11 protein-coding genes are annotated in these 16,181 nt (G+C 63.2%); 3 read left to right on the forward strand and 8 right to left on the reverse strand.

The genetic code is table 11. The annotated features are described in order from the left end of the window. On the forward strand, positions 1-706 hold a 706-nt coding region (locus tag ABR948_RS11255), incomplete at its 5' end, for an aminotransferase class V-fold PLP-dependent enzyme (protein WP_428117226.1). Positions 707-726: 20 nt separating this feature from the next. On the opposite strand, the gene ABR948_RS11260 is transcribed toward ABR948_RS11255, so the two are convergent. Next, positions 727-1,497 (reverse strand): outer membrane protein, encoded by a 771-nt coding sequence (locus tag ABR948_RS11260; RefSeq protein WP_428117229.1) that lies wholly within the window; start codon positions 1,495-1,497, stop codon positions 727-729. A gap of 124 nt (positions 1,498-1,621) precedes the next feature. Next, positions 1,622-3,307 carry a flavin-containing monooxygenase gene (locus tag ABR948_RS11265; RefSeq protein WP_428117232.1) on the reverse strand — a complete coding sequence of 562 codons (1,686 nt, stop codon included), beginning with the start codon at positions 3,305-3,307 and terminating at the stop codon, positions 1,622-1,624. 242 nt (positions 3,308-3,549) lie between these two features. On the opposite strand from ABR948_RS11265, the gene ABR948_RS11270 reads away from it, so the two are divergent. Together ABR948_RS11270 and ABR948_RS11275 are read left to right on the forward strand one after the other, a co-directional pair. Then, the gene (locus ABR948_RS11270; protein ID WP_428117234.1) at positions 3,550-4,683 is read left to right on the forward strand and encodes a nitronate monooxygenase; all 1,134 of its coding nucleotides are present in this window, start codon (positions 3,550-3,552) and stop codon (positions 4,681-4,683) included. Positions 4,684-4,842: 159 nt separating this feature from the next. Continuing rightward, on the forward strand, positions 4,843-6,369 hold the full coding sequence (locus tag ABR948_RS11275) for an acetyl-CoA acetyltransferase (RefSeq protein ID WP_428117237.1): 1,527 nt from the start codon (positions 4,843-4,845) through the stop codon (positions 6,367-6,369). A 56-nt stretch (positions 6,370-6,425) separates the two neighbouring features. Here the strand turns inward: ABR948_RS11275 and ABR948_RS11280 are convergent, their stop codons facing one another. From ABR948_RS11280 to ltnD, 6 genes are all read right to left on the reverse strand, one after another. Next, complete coding sequence (locus tag ABR948_RS11280; protein ID WP_428117239.1) at positions 6,426-7,628, reverse strand: efflux RND transporter periplasmic adaptor subunit; 1,203 nt, start codon at positions 7,626-7,628, stop codon at positions 6,426-6,428. Next, positions 7,618-10,800, reverse strand: coding sequence for an efflux RND transporter permease subunit (locus ABR948_RS11285; protein WP_428117242.1), 3,183 nt, complete (start codon positions 10,798-10,800; stop codon positions 7,618-7,620). The genes ABR948_RS11280 and ABR948_RS11285 overlap by 11 nt, the downstream gene beginning before the upstream one ends. Positions 10,801-11,198: 398 nt before the next feature. Further along, on the reverse strand, positions 11,199-12,890 hold the full coding sequence (locus ABR948_RS11290) for a methyl-accepting chemotaxis protein (protein WP_428117281.1): 1,692 nt from the start codon (positions 12,888-12,890) through the stop codon (positions 11,199-11,201). A 189-nt stretch (positions 12,891-13,079) separates the two neighbouring features. After that, positions 13,080-14,357: a 3-oxo-tetronate kinase gene (gene otnK / locus ABR948_RS11295; RefSeq protein ID WP_428117245.1), complete on the reverse strand. Its 1,278-nt coding sequence runs from the start codon at positions 14,355-14,357 to the stop codon at positions 13,080-13,082. Next, a complete protein-coding gene (gene otnI, locus ABR948_RS11300) occupies positions 14,354-15,166 on the reverse strand; it encodes a 2-oxo-tetronate isomerase (protein ID WP_428117248.1) in 813 nt (270 codons plus the stop codon). The genes otnK and otnI overlap by 4 nt, the downstream gene beginning before the upstream one ends. Positions 15,167-15,208: 42 nt before the next feature. Further along, entirely contained in the window at positions 15,209-16,123 is a 915-nt protein-coding gene (gene ltnD, locus ABR948_RS11305) for an L-threonate dehydrogenase (protein ID WP_428117251.1), read from the reverse strand. Positions 16,124-16,181 lie beyond the last annotated feature (58 nt).

Genomic DNA, 16,181 nt, shown 5'->3' on the forward strand with positions numbered 1-16,181 from the left:
GCCGGTCGGCCTCGCCTCGATCTCATCGGTGCACTGGTCGGATGGCGGGCTGATCGACGTCGACAGAGTAAGCGCGGCGCTGCGGCAACGCGGCGCGGCGTTGCTGGTCGACGCCACGCAAAGCGCCGGTGTGCTGGCGATGGACGTGCCGCGCCTCGATCCGGATTTTGTGATTTTCCCGACCTACAAATGGTTGCTCGGGCCCTATGGCCGCGCCTTTCTCTACGTTGCGAAGCGCCATCAAAGCGGGATCCCGCTCGAGCAGACCGCGGGCGGCCGCCGCGACGTGCGCGCCGAGAATGCGATCTATTTCGCGGATCTGCGCTACGTGCCCGATGCGCGGCGCTTCGACATGGGCGAGCGCGACCATTTCATCTCACTGGAGATGGCCTCGATCGGCATGGAAATGATGGCCGAATGGGGCACCGCGGCCATTGCGGCGCGTCTTTCCATGCTGACGGACCGGATCGCGCAGCGCCTGCGCGAGTTGGGCGTTGGCGTGCCGGAGCGTCACGTTCGCGCCCCGCATATCCTGTGCCTCAGCTTCAAAGATGGGATGCCGAAAGGCCTGATCGAGGCCCTCGCGAGCGAAGGCATCTACGTCGCGGCGCGTCTCGGCCGGCTGCGCATCTCGCCCCATGTCTACAATGATGAGGAAGATGCGGATCGTTTTGTCGAGGTTCTGGCAAAGCGGCTGCGGGGTTGAATCCCGCCCTGCCGCAGAACTCAGGGAGCGCCGAGTTTGAAATTCAAACCGGCGCGGACGATGTGTTCCTGATACGACGAAGTCGCCGCCATCGTGCTCACGGCGAGCGTGATCGGGAATACCGTCGAGGTATGGCCGAAATCGACGTAGAGATATTCGGCCTTCACGCTCATCCGGTTCGACAGCGCATATTCCAGTCCGGCGCCAATGGTTGAGCCGACCTTGCTGGCCGACACCGCGCCGTTGCCGCAGGAACTGTTGATGCAATTGCCTCCCAATATTCCGGTCGGAACAAAAGCTGTCGTCATGCTGAGGTCAGCGAACGCCGCGCCACCGGTCGCGAACAGCAGCAAGTCCGGGGTGGCGAGGAAGCCGACGCGACCGCGAACGGTTCCATACAGATTGATTTTCTGCTGGGTCGGCGCCATGAAGAAGCCATTGGGGCTGATCGAGGTGCCCTGGCCGGATATGCGCGCGTAGTCGACGTCGCCCTCGAAACCGCCGACGAACTTGCCGATCTGATAATTATAACCCGCCTCCGCGCCGATCAGGCCGCCGCTGCCATCAGGCGACACCCGCGTCGGGGTACCGGCGAGCCCGGGTATGTCGGCAAAAACAAAATCGGTCGAGGTCTGCGCGATTTCGCCGCCGGCCACGATGCCGAGATAGAACCCGGACCAGTTCGTCGCCGGGACCACGAGCGGCGGCGCCTTCAGCGGCATATCCGCCGCGAGCGCGGGCGCTCCACTCCATGCAGCGAGGCAAAAGCCGGCAACGAGAAGCTTTTTCATGGAACCCGCCAGATCGACTCGATCCAATGCAGAAACCTAACTCCCGCGCCGCCGGGCCCGTAAAGCAGAAACAAATATCATCGCGTGCGGTTTTCGGAGGCTGCGACCTTTTTACAACAGACCCCTAAGAGGACACCGCGATCTTCTGCGGCTGCTCCACCCCCGTCATCACAAACCCCTCATAACCCTTGGCGGCGACGTCGTTGCAGATCTGACGGTAGACCCCGACGCCACCGATATAGGGCATGAAGATCTGCGGCTTGCCCGGGATATTGGCGCCCATGTACCAGGAATTGGCCTGCGGATAGAGCGTGCCCTGAGCGACCTCATTGACGTGCGCGACCCATCTGTCCTCGGCGTCCTTGCCGGCTTCGATGGTATCGAGGCCGCGATCGCGCATCGTGGCGATACAGTCGGCGATCCAGTCGACGTGCTGCTCGATCGACACGATCATGTTGCTCAGCACCGACGGGCTGCCGGGACCGGTGATGATGAACAGGTTGGGGAACCCCGCGCTCATCAGGCCGAGATAGGTTCTGGGGCCTTCGGCCCACTTGGCGTTGAGCGTCTGTCCGTTGCGGCCGCGAATATCGATCTTGGCCACGGAGCCGGTCATGGCGTCGAAACCGGTCGCCAGCACCAGCGCATCGACCTCATAATCCCTGATCCCTTCCTTGCCCGCGGTGCGCACCGAATAGGGCAGGATCCGCTCGATCGGATTTGACCTGATATCGACCAGGGTGACATTCGCCCGGTTGAAGGTCGCGTAATAATCGGTATCGACGCAGATGCGTTTTGCGCCGATCGGATGATTGTCGGGTTGCAGCAGTTTTGCGGTGCTGGGATCGCTGACAATCTGCGCGATCTTGTCGCGGACGAAATTGGCGGCGGTGTCGTTGGCGGCCTTGTCGAGCACGAGATTGTTGTAGACCCCCATGAAGGTGAGGCCGCCGCGGGTCCAGCGCGTTTCGTATTTGGCGCGGCGCACGTTGTCGCCATCCTCCAGCGCGCCGCGGTCGGGCAATTCCTGCACGATGCCGTTGCGCGACTCTTCGCGCGCGATGCGCCGCAGTTCCGGATAGTTCGACCGGAATGAATCGCGCTCCTCCGGCGTCAGCGCGGCGTTGCGGGCGGGGATACTGAAATTCGCAGTACGCTGAAACACGGTCAGGTGTCTGGCCTGTTCGGCGATCACAGGCACCGACTGAATGGCCGACGAGCCCGTGCCAATGACGCCGACGCGCAGCCCGGTGAAATCGATCTGCTCATGCGGCCAATGGCCGGTATGATAGACTTGGCCCTTGAAATCCGAGAGCCCCTCGATATCGGGCATCCGTGCATTGGACAGACATCCGGTGGCGAGCACGACATATTTCGCGGTCACCGTCTTGCCGTCGGAGGTGGTCACCGACCACACCCCGGCGCGCTCGTCGAAGGCGGCACTATCGACACGGGTACCCAGTTGAATATCCGGCCGCAGCTTGAAGCGGTCGGCGACATGGTTGGCATACTTCAGAATTTCCGGCTGCGGCGCGTAGCGCTCGCTCCAGTCCCATTGCTGCTGCAGTTCATCCGAGAACGAATAGGAGTACTGCATGCTTTCGACGTCGCAGCGCGCCCCGGGATAGCGGTTCCAGTACCAGGTGCCGCCGACATCGCCGCCCTGCTCATAGACCCGGACCGACAGTCCCTGCTTGCGCAGCCGGTGCAGCATATACATTCCGGCAAAACCGGCGCCGACCACGACGACGTCATAGGTTGCGGCGTTTGCCGCGTGGCCCTTGCCCGAGATCGATTGCACGGCGGACATCTGTTCGCGCTCCCTTGCGATTTTTTTAAGGTGTTGTGAACCAGCATTCTACCCGCGGCCCGAAAGCGCAAGAGCTAAAAATGACCGCCGGATATTCTGCGTCGTGGAAAGCTCGTTGTTCCCCGATGGTGAGGAGGTCCGGCTTGGCATCGCCGCCCGTGATGCGCTAGCGTCGTCAAAACGGTCGCCAATCAGGCGAGAACAAGCAGCACCGAAGGCTGCCGCGGGGAGTGAGCACCATCATGAAATCGCCGGTCTGCGAAATGCTGGGAATTGAATTTCCGCTGCTGGCGTTCAGCCATTGCCGCGACGTGGTGGCGGCGGTCAGCCGCGCCGGGGGTTTTGGCGTGCTCGGCGCCACCACGCATTCGCCCGAATCCATCGAGCAGGAACTGAAATGGATCGACGATCACGTCGACGGCAAGCCCTACGGGCTCGACGTGCTGATCCCCGAGAACATTTCGACCTCGGGCGAAAAGGACGTCACCTGGAAGAGCCTCGAAGCGCGGATTTCACCCGAACATCGCGCCTTCACCCGCAACCTCCTCAGGAAATACGGCGTCGAACTGACGACCACGGAAATCCCCGACAACCAGCCGCAGCCGTTCGACGCCAAGCGCGCGCTGGAAGTGCTCGACGCATCGTTCCGGCATCCGATCCGCCTGATCGCCAACGCGCTCGGCGTGCCGCCCAGGGCGATGATCGAGATGGGCAAGCAGCACGGCGTTCCCGTCGCCGCCCTGGTCGGCGCCAAGGAGCACGCGCTGCGCCAGGTCGCCGCCGGCGTCGACATTCTGGTGGTGCAGGGCACCGAAGCCGGCGGCCATTGCGGCGAGGTCTCGACCATGGTGCTGGTGCCCGAAGTGATCAAGGCGATCAAACCAATTCGCGACGTGCCGGTGCTGGCGGCCGGCGGCATCATGACCGGACGGCAGATGGCCGCCTGCATGGCGATGGGCGCCGCCGGGGTATGGACCGGCTCGGTCTGGCTGGCGACGGTCGAATCCGAAACCTCAGAGATCTTCCGCGAAAAGATGATCGCGGCCTCGTCGCGGGACGCGGTCCGTTCCAAAGGCCGCACCGGGAAGCCGGCGCGGCAGTTGCGCTCGGTCTGGACTGATGCGTGGGACCGCGGTCCCGACAGTCCCGGCGCCCTGCCGATGCCGCTGCAAAGCATCATCAGCCGCGACGCCTTCAACTCCATCGATCGCTCGGCGGCGGCAGGCAACGCCCAGGCGCGCGATCTCGTCAGCTATTTTGTCGGACAAGGCGTCGGCCTGATCGACAGCGTGAAGTCCGCCGGCGCCGTGGTGCAGGAATTCAAGGAAGATTTTGTCGAGGCCGTGGAACACATGAACGCATTGGTGGCGGAGTAGATTTGCAGTCATTCCGGGATGGTCCGAAGGACCAGACCTCAGATGTGCAATTGCACGTCGGGGAATCTCGAGATTCCGGGTTCGATGCTTCGCATCGCCCCGGAATGACGAGCGAAAAACAGCGGCGCATTGACTATCAAGAAGGCGAAACAAGAAAAAATGACAACATCCCCCCTCCCCGAAGACCGCATTCCCGTCATCGTCGGGGTCGGCGAAATCGTCGATCGCCCCAAAGATATCGCCGCAGGGCTCGAGCCCCTGGCCTTGCTGGTCGAGGCGCTCAAGCGCGCCGAAGCGGACAGCGGCGCCCAATGGCTTGCCGAGATCCAGTCGCTCGACATCGTCAATTTCCTGAGCTGGCGCTACCAGGATCCGGCGCGGCAGCTCTCCGACCGGCTCGGGATCAAGCCGGCGCACGCCTATTATGGACCGGTCGGCGGTGAAAGCCCGATCCGCTACCTGCACGAGGCGGCGCAGCGTATCGCGCGCGGCGAATGCAGCGTCGCCGCGGTCTGCGGCGCCGAAGCGCAGGGCACCGCGACCAGGGCCGAGCGCGCCGGCATCGCCCTGCCGTGGACGCCGTTCGCGCATGACGTCCCGGAGCCGAAACGCGGCGCCGCGTTCCAGAAGCCCATGGCGGTCACGCTCGGCGTGTTCCGGCCGGTGACGGTCTATCCGTTTTACGAAGCCGCGACGTCGGCGCATTGGGGCCAGACCCCGCGCGAGGCGATGGCGGAATCCGGCCGATTGTGGGCGACCTATTCCGATGTCGCCGCGCAGAATCCGAATGCCTGGCTGAAGCGGCATTTCACGCCGGAAGAGATCACGACGCCGACGCCAGACAACCGGCTGATCGCCTGGCCCTATACCAAGCTGATGGTGGCCAATCCGACCGTCAATATGGGCGGCGCGGTCCTGATCACCAGCCTGGCCAAAGCGCGGGCCGCAGGCATCGCCGAACACCGCCTGATTCACATCTGGGGCGGGGCCTCAGCGGAGGAGCCGCGCGATTATCTGGTCCGCGACCAGTTCTTCGAGAGCCACGCCCAGAACGCCGTGCTCAAGGCGGCCATGGAACTCGGCGGCGACGACGGACAAGTGAACGGACAGGCGTTCGACGCGATCGAACTCTACAGCTGCTTTCCCTGCGTGCCGAAAATGGCGCGGCGGACGCTCGGCCTCGGCGCCGATGTGCAGCCGACCGTGACCGGCGGCCTTACCTTCTTTGGCGCGCCGCTCAACACCTACATGACGCACGCGGCCTGCGCGATGGTGCGAAAGCTGCGCAGCGGCGCCGGGCTCGGCCTGCTCTACGGCCAGGGCGGTTTCGTCACCAAGCATCACGCGCTGGTGCTGTCACGCCAGCCGCCGCGCGCGGCGTTGGCGCAGGACACCAGCGTGCAGGCCGAAGCCGACCGTCACCGCGGTCCGGTGCCCGAATTCGTCACCGAAGCCGGCGGCAAAAGCGCGGTCGAAAGCTTCACGGTGATCTATGGCCGCAACAACGAGATCGAGCACGGCGTGGTGATGCTGCGGACATCGGACCATGCCCGCGCGCTGGCGCGGGTGCCCGCGCGGGACGGCCAAACCCTGGCGCATCTCATGAACATGGACCGCACGCCGGTCGGATCATCCGGCGACCTCGTCAGCGCCGACGACGGGGTTCTGGAGTGGCGGGTGGGGTAGAGAACATAAATCCCGGACGCGCCGCGTCCGGGACCCGATAGAGCGGTACGCCCGCTTTATCCCTTGATGTCCTGCTTGGCCGAAACCGTCGTCGGCCTGGCCGGCGGCTTCACGGTGTTGACGACGCGGACCTGGTCGCCATTGGCGACGCCATCCGGCGGTGCGGTGATGACGCGATCGTCCGCAGACAATCCCGACGCCAGTTCGATATTGCGGCCGAGATCGCGCCCGATTTTCACGGTCTTGAGGATGACGCGATCGTCAGGACCGACCACCGCGACCCGCAACCCGCTCTGGTCGAAGATCAGCGCGCTCGAAGGAATGTTCAGCGGCACGCCATCATGCTGCAGGCTCAAGTGAACATTGGCGTAGCCGCCCGGCATCAATTCGCCCGCGCTATTGTCGAGCGCGAGCTGCATCTGCGTCGTCCCGGAATTGATATCGACCGCCTGCGCCGAAGCTTCGACCGTCGCGGCGAAGGTCCGGGTTTGATATTCCGGAACCGAGATCAGGGCCTTGGAGCCGATCGGGACCGACGGCACGTAGCTCTGGGGCACGTTGACATAGACGCGCAGCTTCTTGATGTCGGAAATCACGAACATCGGTGCACCGCTGCTTTGCCCGGCATTGATCAGGGCGCCGACATCGGTCGAGCGAGCGGTGACGATGCCGTCGAACGGCACGGTAATCTTCTTGTAGCCGGCCAGCGCCTCGAGCCGCTCGACATTGGCCTGGTTGGACTTGACCGCGGCGTTCTTGTTGGAGAGGTCGGCGGTGCGCTCGTCGATCTCCTGCATCGAGACGAAATTCGAGGGAATCAGCGTCCTGCGGCGAGCCAATGTCACGTCGGACAATTTCGCACTGGCCTCCTGGTTGGCGAGATCGGCGCGCGCCTGCAGCAATTGCTGGTCCAGGTCCGGCGCCTCGATTTCAGCGATCACATCCCCGGCCTTGACCCGGGCGCCGATGTCGGCGGTCCAGTATTTCAGATAGCCGCTGACGCGCGCAAAGATCGGGGCACGATTATAGGCCTCCAGCCGGCCCGGCAGATCGATCGTGGCCTGAAGCGCCTTGGGGTCGGGAAGCACCACCGCGACCGACGGAACGGCCTGGTTATCGGTCCACTCCTTGAGCTTCACGTCCGTCTCTTCCCGCGCCCGGATGCCGGTTACCACCAGCAACAGCGCAGCGACAACACCGACGACGAGGAAAATGCCCAACTTCCGGCGAGAAACCGGCGGGCTATTCTCAGTGCGCATTTTCAGTCTCCGGTAAGGCAGCGGCTTTGGCGCCCTGCTTCTTGTGTATCATGCTAAACACCACGGGGACAAACATCAGCGTGGCGACGGTGGCGAAAATCAGTCCCCCGATCACGGCCCGTCCAAGCGGCGCGTTCTGCTCGCCGCCCTCGCCGAGGCCAAGCGACATCGGCAACATGCCGATAATCATCGCCAGCGCCGTCATCAGCACCGGACGGATACGCACGAAGCCTGCTTCCATGGCCGCGGCGACGGGATCGCCCAGTTCTTCAAAGCGCTCGCGGGCGAAGCTGATCACCAGCACGCTGTTGGCGGTGGCGACGCCCATGCACATGATCGCACCGGTCAACGCCGGCACCGACAGCGTGGTTCCAGTCGCAAACAGCATCCAGACGATTCCCGCAAGGGCCGCCGGCAGCGCCGTGATGATCACGAACGGATCGGACCATGACTGGAAGTTCACCACGATCAGGAGATAGACCAGCACGATCGCGCCGAGCAGCCCGAACAGCAGCCCGGAAAACGCGCTGTTCATGGTCTGCACCTGGCCGAGAAGGTACACACCGCTGCCTTTTGGCACGTCCTTCTTGGTGTCGGCGATCACCGTCCTGATGTCCGTGGCGATCGCGCCGAGGTCGCGGCCCTGCGGCGTCGCATAGATCTGCACCAGCGACTGGATGTCATATTGGGAGATCACCGCGTTCGAAACCGACCGGTATATATTGGCGATGCCGCCCAGAATCGGCGCGGACGTGCCACCTGCCGTAATCGGCAAGGTCTGCAGCGCACTTAGCGTATCGACCTTGTATTGCGGCGTCTGCATCACGATCGAATACGAAACGCCGTTGTCCGGGTTGAGGAAGTAGGTCGGCGCGACCTGTGCGCTGCCTGCCAGATTGACCGTGAGGGTGTTGGTGACATCACGCTCGGTCAGCCCGACATATTGCGCGCGGGTCCGGTCGACGTCGACGTTGAAGCTCGGATAATTGGGCGATTGCTGAATGCGCGCATCGGCAACGCCGGGGATGCGGCGAATGCGAGCCAGCAACTGATTGGCGTAGGCGAAATTCGCGTTCAAATTGGCGCCGCGGATCTGAAGGTCGATAGGCGCCGGAGCGCCGAAGTTCAGGATCTGGTTGACGATATCTGCCGGAAGAAAAGCAAATGTCAGGCCAGGAAAGGCGCGGGGCAGCTGCTCACGTAGCGCCTTCACGTAAATGTCAGTGGGAGGATGGTCCTCCTTCAGCTTGATCTGGATATCGCCGTCCTGCGGACCGGTAACGCCGGTGTTGTTGTAGGTCATGTTGATGCCGCTGATGGGCATGCCGATATTGTCGGTGATCGTGTCGATCTGATCCGACGGAATGATCTTGCGAATGACCTTCTGCACATCGGCGAATTGATTGGCACTTTCCTCAACACGGGTACCCACCTGGGTGCGCACATGCATCAGGATCTGGCCGGCGTCGACGGAGGGAAAGAAATTCTGCCCCAGATACGGCACCATCAGGAACGAAAGCCCGACGAAGGCCAGGAAGCCGATCACGAAAGTCGGACGATGCGCCAATGCCAGCGCCAGCAGATCGCTATAGCCGGCACGAAATCTCTCGAAACCTGCCTCAAAGCCGCGCTGAAACCGGACCAGCGGATTACGCGAACGCTTCGACTGCTCGCCCTCGGCGTGGTGCACATGCGGATGCAGCAGGTACTTCGCCATGGTCGGCACCAGCGTCCGCGACAGGATGAACGACCAGATCATCGCGAAGATCACCGCTTCGGCCATCGGCACGAACAGGAAGCGGGCGATGCCTTGCAGGAAGAACATCGGGATGAACACGATGCAGATACACAATAGCGACACAAAGGCCGGCACCACGATCTGGTTGGCGCCGTCCAGGATCGCAGGCTCAACTTCCTTGCCCTGCTCCAGATGCCAATTGATATTCTCGATGGTCACCGTGGCCTCGTCGACCAGGATGCCGACCGCGAGCGCCAAACCGCCGAGCGTCATGATGTTCAGCGTCTCGCCGAGCGCCGCCAGCATGATGATCGAGCCGAACACGGCAAGCGGGATCGATGTCGCAATGATGATGGTCGAGCGCCAGCTTCCCAGGAACAGCAGGATCATGACGCTGGTCAGCAGCGCTGCGATAATGCCTTCGCGAACCACGCCGGCGATGGCGCCACGGACGAACAGCGACTGGTCGCCGACAAACCCGACCCTCAGATTATCGGGCAGCGAGTCCTTGAAATCGATCACCTTCTGCTTGATGCCCGCGATGATATCGAGCGTCGAGATGGAGCCTGCCTTCAGCACCATCATCAGAACGGAGCGATTGCCGTTGACGTGGACGATATTGGTCTGCGGCGGATTGCCGTCGCGCACGGTGGCAACGTCCCGCACATAGACCATGGCACCGTTGACGACCTTGATCGGGAGATCCCCGAGCTCGTCAAACTTGAGCGGCGAGTTGTTGAGCTGAATGACGTATTCGAAGCCACCGATCTTCTGGGTGCCCGCCGGCGTGATCAAATTCTGCGCCGCCAGCGCGTTGGCGACGTCATTGCCGGACAACCCAAGTGACTGCAACGCCGACGAATCGAGATCGATCTGGATCTGACGCTGCTTGCCACCATAGGGATAGGGGATCGCCGCGCCGTTTACGGTGACCAGCGGCGTGCGCAATTGATTGATGGCGATATCACCGAGATTTTGTTCGGTAAGGCCGTCGCCCGACAGCGCGAGTTGCAGGATCGGAACCGTCGACGCGCTGTAATTGAGAATCAGCGGCGGCGTCGCGCCGGGGGGCAACTGCTTGATGATGGTTTGCGAGACCGCGGTCACCTGGGCGTTGGCGGTGCGGATATCGACATTGGGCTGGAAGAATATCTTGACGACCCCGAAGCCATTATACGAGTTGGCCGTCATGTGCTCGATGTCGTTGACGGTCGTCGTCAGGATGCGTTGAAACTGCGTGGTGATGCGGCCGGCCATCTGTTCCGGCGGCAGGCCGGTGTACTGCCAAACCACGCCGATGACAGGAATACGAATTTCCGGGAAGATGTCGGTGGGCGTACGCAGCGCGGCGAGCGGGCCGATGATCAGGAGAAGCAGCGCGAGCACGACGAACGTGTATGGCCGGCTTAAGGCGATACGGACCAGTGCTGTCATAGAACGTGCATTCCTTGGTCAGGCGAACGAACTCGCGATTGAAGAGGAAAATCACTCCGGCCGATTTACCCGCACCATGCTGAAATTGCCAACGCCCGGCCGCGCTTCCACCATGCAGTGCAGCATATCTTTAACCTGCCTGGGTTAAAGATGATATTCGCAATGTTTTGATCGCCCCAAACTCTCACCGCGTTGTGAACAAGCTATTTACAAGGCTTTCAGTGCACTGCCTTTCGGCAGACGTGCTTAAATTTCAGCGTATCGGCTGAAGACGTCGAAGGTTCCGGGGCGCTGAAAAGCGCAGTACCCCCCGCATCGGCAATGTCACGACATCCTTCAACGCCGACGGCGCGCAGCACGATATTCTGCGCCGACCGGAAAGCCGAGAATTGGCGCCCTTAAGCCGCCCTGACCGAGCTCAGGAACTTGCCGACTTCGAGCTTGAGGCGGTTGCTGTCGCCGGACAGCGACTGCGCCGCCGTCAGCACCTGCGACGAGGCCCGCCCGGTCTCGCCGGCGCCACGTTGCACATCGGTAATGTTGGAGGAGACCTGCTGGGTTCCCTGGGCAGCCTGCTGCACGTTGCGGGCAATCTCCTGGGTCGCAGCCCCCTGCTGTTCCACCGCCGCTGCGATGGCCGAGGAGATTTCGGACAGCTTTTCGATGGTCCCGCTGATTTCCTTGATGGCGTTCACCGAATCCTGCGTCGCCGACTGGATGCCGTTGATCTGCTGACCGATCTCGCCGGTGGCCTTCGCGGTCTGTTCGGCCAGCGCCTTGACCTCGGAGGCCACGACCGCGAAACCGCGGCCGGCTTCACCGGCGCGGGCCGCCTCGATGGTGGCGTTGAGCGCCAGGAGATTGGTCTGCCCGGCGATGGTGTTGATCAACTCGACGACATCGCCGATGCGGGCCGCGGCCTTCGACAACTCGCTGACACGGTCGTTGGTCTTGCGCGCCTCATTGACGGCGTCGCCGGCCATCCGGGCCGAGTCCTGGACCTGGCGGCTGATCTCGTTGACCGACGAGGCCATCTCTTCGGTAGCCGAGGCCACCGACTGCACATTGGTCGAGGCTTCTTCCGACGCTGCCGCGACCATGGTGGTGAGTTCCTGCGCGCGCTCGGCGGTGGCCGTCAGCGTGCCGGCCGACGCTTCGAGCTGCGTCGAGGCCGAGGATACGGTATTGACGATCTCGCCGATCATCGATTCGAATTCGCGCGTGATACCGTCCACCCGGCGGCCGCGCTCGATCTTGGCTTCGGCGTCCTGTGCCGCGGCCTCGTCGGCGGCCTTTTTGGCGATCAGCGCCTGTTTGAACACCTGCAGCGAATCCGCCATCGAGCCGATCTCGGTCTTCTCGCCCTGATGCGGGACCTGCGCGGTCAGATCGCCGTTACCCAGCGCCTGCATCGGCGCGACAATAGAAGCAATGCCACGCGAGACATCGCGAACCAGATAGATGCCGACCGCAATTCCGACGATAATGGCAACGCCGGTGATGGCGGCCAGCATCGCGAAGGCAAAGCCGTAGTTGTCGGCCGCGTCGCTGCCTGCCTTGTCGGCGCCGGTATTGTTGAGTTCGATGCTCTTTTTCAGGACGGCGTCCGAGTCGATCCCGATCTTGTTTACCGTTTTGGTATTCAACTCATGCGCCTCATGGGGAAACTTGCCGACGCTCTTGCGCGACAACGCCATGACTTCTTCGGTACCCTTCTTGTAGCGCTCCCACAGTTGGACCCATTCGCTGTAAAGCGCGCGTTCTTGCGGCGACGTGATCAGCGGCTCATAGGTCTGGCGGCTCTTGGCAATGCCCTCGATGACCGTCACCAGAACCTTTTCCGTGGCTTCCTTTTCCTCGGCGGTTTCGACCAGCATGTGCTCCCGGATCACGTTGCGATAGGTGATGATGCCGGCGCGCAGATCGCCCAGCACGCGGACGCTCGGCAGCCAGACTGTCGTGATATCCACGGTACTGGCGTTGATCGCCCGCATATTCCTCACCGCAAGCAGGCCCATGCCGGTCATCGCAATCAGCAGGAAGGCGACCACGGCGGTAATCTTGGCGCGGATGGAGTAGTTGGCGAGCATGGTTTTGATCTCTTTCGGCACGTTGGTGCTGCGGACGCGATCGGATGAAGGAATCCGCAGAATCGGCAGAGCGGAAGCCATGCCTGTAGGGATCAAAACCTAAATTTGCTGCGCTTGCGTTAATCCCACATCCCCGCAGAATTGCGGGGATGTTCGACATGCCGGAAATGCATCCAGGCGAAGCCGTGCTCAGCGCATCAGCTTGAGGGCGTCGGAGAAAAATTCCGGACCGCCGAAATTGCCTGATTTTAGCGCAAGCAGCATGTCTCCGCCGTTCACCCCGACGGTACGCAGTACCGGGACACCGGCGGCGATTTCCGCGCCCACCAGAAAACCCGGTATTCCCAGGCGATCCACTACCGCGCCGGAGGTTTCGCCGCCCGCGACCACCAATCGCCGCACGCCCGACTGCACCAGACCTTCGGCGATGTCGGCCATCGCCTGCTCGATGGCATGTCCTGCTGCATCGCGGCCATGACGTAATTGCAGGGCTGCCACTTCCTCCGGCGTCGAACTGCTGGCGATCAGGATCGGACCTTCCTGCAGCCGTTCCCGGGCCCAGGCCAGCGCGCGCCGGGATTCGCCGTTGCCCGCGATGACCTGGTCGGGATCGAGATGCAGCACCGGCATCGCCTGCTCGGCCCTGGCGATCTGCTGCAGCGTCGCCTGCGAGCAGCTGCCGGCCAGGCACGCCGCCGGTCCGCCGACCGGCGCATTGGAAATCGGATCGGCCGCGAGCGATTTGACGTTGCCCGCGGCCACCAGCGCGCGGGCAAGACCGAGCCCGAGCCCGGATGCGCCGACCGACACCCGATGGTCGAGCGCGACCTGGCCGATGGTCTCAAGGTCGCGTTCGAATACGGCATCGGCGATAACAGCCCCAAAACCCTGGCCGGATAGTTGGGCAAGACGCGCCCGGACCGCCTCCGCTCCGCGCGCGATGTCGGCGAGATCGACGAGACCGATCCGGGTCCGGCTCTGGCGCGCCAGCACCCGCACCAGATTGGAATCGTGCATCGGATTGAGCGGATGGTCTTTCAGCGGGCTTTCGTTCAGCGGCACGGCGCCTACGAACAGATTGCCCTGATAGACGGTGCGGCCGGTCTCGGGAAACGCCGGGGTCACCAGCACGATCGCGTCGCCCGAATCCGCGCGCAACGCGTCCATGACCGGACCGATATTGCCCGCATCGGTGGAATCGAAGGTCGAGCAAATCTTGAACAGCACGTGCCGCGCGCCCCGCTCGCGCAGCCATTTCTCCGCCGAGCGCGAGCGTGTCACCGCGAGGTCTGCTTCGATCGAGCGGCTCTTGAGCGACACCACCACGGCATCGACCTCGGGCAGCGCCAGATCGGCTGCGGGCACGCCGATGGTCTGCACCGTGCGCAGGCCGCAGCGGGTCAGCGTGTTGGCGAGATCGGACGCCCCGGTGTAGTCGTCGGCAATGCAGCCCAGCGCCAGCGTCACGGTTTCACTCCAGTAGAGGACTTGTCGGTATAAGACTTGCCCGCATAGGACTTGAACCAGCCGAGCCCATCAGTGGTCTTGCCCCGCGGATTATATTCGCAGCCGACAAAGCCGGTGTAGCCCAACCGGTCCAGTTCATCGAACAGGAACGGATAGTTCAACTCCTCGCCATCAGGCTCATGGCGCGAGGGGATGCTGGCGATCTGGATATGGCCGATCACCGGCATCATCTCGCGCAGCCGCATCGTCACATCGCCATGGATGATCTGGCAGTGATAGATGTCGAACTGCAGCTTCAAATTGGGAATGTCGAGTTCCACGATCAGGTCGCGCGCGAACGTGAAATCGTTGAGGAAGTAGCCGGGGACGTTGCGCGGGTTGATCGGCTCCAGCACGACGTCGAGGCCGTGGGGCCTGAGAAACTCGGCGGCCCATACCACCGACTTGCGGAACGCCGCCACCGCTTTGGGATCGCCGCGGCTGGCGAGACCCGCCATCAGATGCAGGCGCTTGACGCCGGTAGCCTGCGCATAGGGCAACGCCGTGCGCAGGCTCTGCTGCAGGTCCGCAAAACGATCCGGCAGCGATGCAAAGCCCTTTTCGCCGGCGTCCCAGTCGCCCGGCGGCAGGTTGAACAGCGCCTGCGTCAGGCCGTTGCGGCGCAGCCGCTCGCCAATGGCGTCGGCGGGGTGCGCATAGGGAAACAGAAATTCCACCGCCGTAAATCCCGCCTGGGCCGCCGCGTCGAAACGGTCGAGGAACGGTACTTCAGTGAACATCATGGTGAGATTGGCGGCGAAACGGGGCATCGACTGTCCTCTTGTTGGCAACGCTTCTATTTCGGCTCGCGGCTATTTCGGCTCGCCCGGCAGATGGGTGCCGGTGACGCGGGCATACATCCGCGCCACCGAGGCGTCGTCGTCGCGGCCCATGCCGGAGGCCGCCGTCATCAGGAACATCTGCAGCGCGGCTGCTGCGACCGGCACCGGAAATTTCGCGGTGCGCGCCATGTCCTGGATGATGCCGAGGTCCTTGACGAAGATTTCCACCGCGCTGCGCGGGGTGTAATCGCCGTCGAGCACATGCGGCACGCGGTTCTCGAACATCCAGGAATTGCCGGCCGAGGCGGTGATCACCTCATAGACTTTCCTGATATCGAGCCCCTGCTTGGCGGCGAAGGTGATCGCTTCCGAGGCCGCGGCGATGTGCACGCCGGCGAGCAACTGGTTGATCATCTTGAACGCGGCGCCCTGGCCGGCGGCATCGCCGAGTTCGTAGAGCTTGGCCGCCATCGCATCGAGCGCGGGGCGAGCTTTGGCAAAGGCCGCCGCGCTGCCCGACGCGAGAATGGTCAACTCGCCCTGCGCGGCGCGCTGCGCGCCGCCCGAAATCGGCGCGTCGAGATAATGCCGGCCGGTCGCTTCCAACTGCTTCGCCAGCCGCCGCGCCACATCCGGGTCCATGGTCGCGGAGGAGATGAACACCGCATCCTTGGCCAGGGTTTCGGCGACGCCGTCCTTGCCGAAAAGAATGGCTTCGGTCTGCGCGGCGTTGACCACCACGCTGACGACGATGTCGGCGGTTTTGGCAGCCTGCGCCGGCGCGTCGGCGCCGCCGCCGCCGTCGGCGACGAACCGCGCGACGGCATCGCCGGAGACATCACAGCCGGTGACGGCAAAACCCGCGCGCCGCAGCGAGGTGGCCATGCCAAACCCCATCGAGCCCAGCCCGATGACGGCGATGTGCGGTTTTGCGGATTCAGGCATGCGGCTTTTCCTCAGGGGTTTCCTTTTGGCGGCTTTGCCTCTGGGTATCACGGCTTGG

The sequence above is a fragment of the Bradyrhizobium sp. genome (assembly GCF_050014615.1).
Taxonomy (GTDB): domain Bacteria; phylum Pseudomonadota; class Alphaproteobacteria; order Rhizobiales; family Xanthobacteraceae; genus Bradyrhizobium.

Excerpts from the sequence above, each read along its gene's own strand:
- ABR948_RS11265 (WP_428117232.1), bottom strand. The coding sequence starts at position 3,307 with ATGTCCGCCGTGCAATCGATCTCGGGCAAGGGCCACGCGGCAAACGCC.
- ABR948_RS11270 (WP_428117234.1), top strand. The coding sequence starts at position 3,550 with ATGAAATCGCCGGTCTGCGAAATGCTGGGAATTGAATTTCCGCTGCTG.
- ABR948_RS11260 (WP_428117229.1), bottom strand. The coding sequence starts at position 1,497 with ATGAAAAAGCTTCTCGTTGCCGGCTTTTGCCTCGCTGCATGGAGTGGA.
- ABR948_RS11275 (WP_428117237.1), top strand. The coding sequence starts at position 4,843 with ATGACAACATCCCCCCTCCCCGAAGACCGCATTCCCGTCATCGTCGGG.
- ABR948_RS11285 (WP_428117242.1), bottom strand. The coding sequence starts at position 10,800 with ATGACAGCACTGGTCCGTATCGCCTTAAGCCGGCCATACACGTTCGTC.
- ltnD (WP_428117251.1), bottom strand. The coding sequence starts at position 16,123 with ATGCCTGAATCCGCAAAACCGCACATCGCCGTCATCGGGCTGGGCTCG.
- ABR948_RS11280 (WP_428117239.1), bottom strand. The coding sequence starts at position 7,628 with ATGCGCACTGAGAATAGCCCGCCGGTTTCTCGCCGGAAGTTGGGCATT.
- ABR948_RS11290 (WP_428117281.1), bottom strand. The coding sequence starts at position 12,890 with ATGCTCGCCAACTACTCCATCCGCGCCAAGATTACCGCCGTGGTCGCC.
- otnI (WP_428117248.1), bottom strand. The coding sequence starts at position 15,166 with ATGCCCCGTTTCGCCGCCAATCTCACCATGATGTTCACTGAAGTACCG.